This is a genomic window from Pseudomonas sp. ITEM 17296, assembly GCF_028895205.1.
Taxonomy (GTDB): Bacteria; Pseudomonadota; Gammaproteobacteria; order Pseudomonadales; family Pseudomonadaceae; genus Aquipseudomonas; species Aquipseudomonas kermanshahensis.
This window is the reverse complement of the sequence record NZ_WJRS01000073.1, coordinates 1-1,129: the sequence shown is the minus strand read 5'-3', so window position 1 is coordinate 1,129 and position 1,129 is coordinate 1. Positions and strand designations below refer to the sequence as shown.

General features: G+C 66.4%; 1 protein-coding gene. It reads right to left on the bottom strand.

The genetic code is table 11. The features are described from left to right. A partial coding sequence (locus GIB19_RS28085) for an Ig-like domain-containing protein (RefSeq protein WP_274888853.1) occupies positions 1-1,129 on the bottom strand: 1,129 nt, incomplete at both ends.

Sequence of the window (1,129 nt, the reverse complement as noted above, 5' to 3'; positions counted from 1 at the left end):
CGGGCCGACCAGGGCGCTGCCCAGTTCAGTGCCATCGGCGGCGAGAATACGGACGGTGCTACCTGGTTCGGCACGGCCGGTGACAACGGTGCCGTTTGCGCTGACGGCCAACTCACTCGGCGCGGCTGGCGCGGTGATGTCCGGCGCGGTGATCTGTGCGGGCAGAGAAGACAGGCCGGTGTCATCGATGGCGACGACATCGAGCAGTTCGCCGTTGGCTTGTGGTGGCGTGAGTTCAAGGGTGAAGGTGCCGTCGGCACCGGCAATGGCGCTGCCGATCAGGGTGCCATTGGCATCGTGCACTTCCACGCGGCTGCCCGCTGGCGCGGTACCGGTCAGGGTGGTGCCATCGGCATCGATGGCCAAGTCGCTCGGACTTGCAGGGGCGGTGGTCTGAGGTACGTCGTATTCGAGGGCAACGGAAGCGTTGCCGCTTGCGTCGGTCTGCACCAGGCTGAGGTGCTCGCCGGGTTGCGCTGCCGGGTTGAGGTCGATCAGGAAGGTGCCGTTGGCCAAGACAGTGCCGGTCCCGACCACATTGCCATTGGCATCGCGTATTTCAACAGTGGCGCCTGCTTCGCCGCGACCGCTCAGGACCAGGCCACCAGCGCCGACCACGATGTTGCTGACGGCATCAGGCGGAGTGATATCCGGGGCATCGAATTGCAGTGGGGTCGAGCTGTTACCAGCGGCGTCCACCAGACGGATGTCCAGTGCTTCGCCATTCGCTTGAGCCGGGGAGAGCGTCAGGTTGAAGCTGCCATCTGCGCCCACAAGCCCGGTGCCAATCACAGTGCCCGCAGCGTCGCGTACTTGCACGGTGGCGCCAGGCTCGCCGCGACCCGTGAGGGTCACGCCATCGGCCAGGGCCAGGTCAGTCGGCTGCGCAGGTGGCAGCAGGTCTTGGGAGGTGACCGAACCTGGCTGCGAAACGTTGCCCGCGGCATCGGTCAAGGTCACTTGCAGGGTGCTGCCGTCGATGACGGCAGGGTCCAGCGTCAGCAGGAAGGTGCCATCTGCACCCACGGTGCCAGTGGCCAGGACATTGCCGGCGGCGTCGCGCACCTGCACGGAGGTGCCTGCTTCGCCACGGCCAGTCAGTTGGTGGCCGGCGAGGCCGATTACCAAG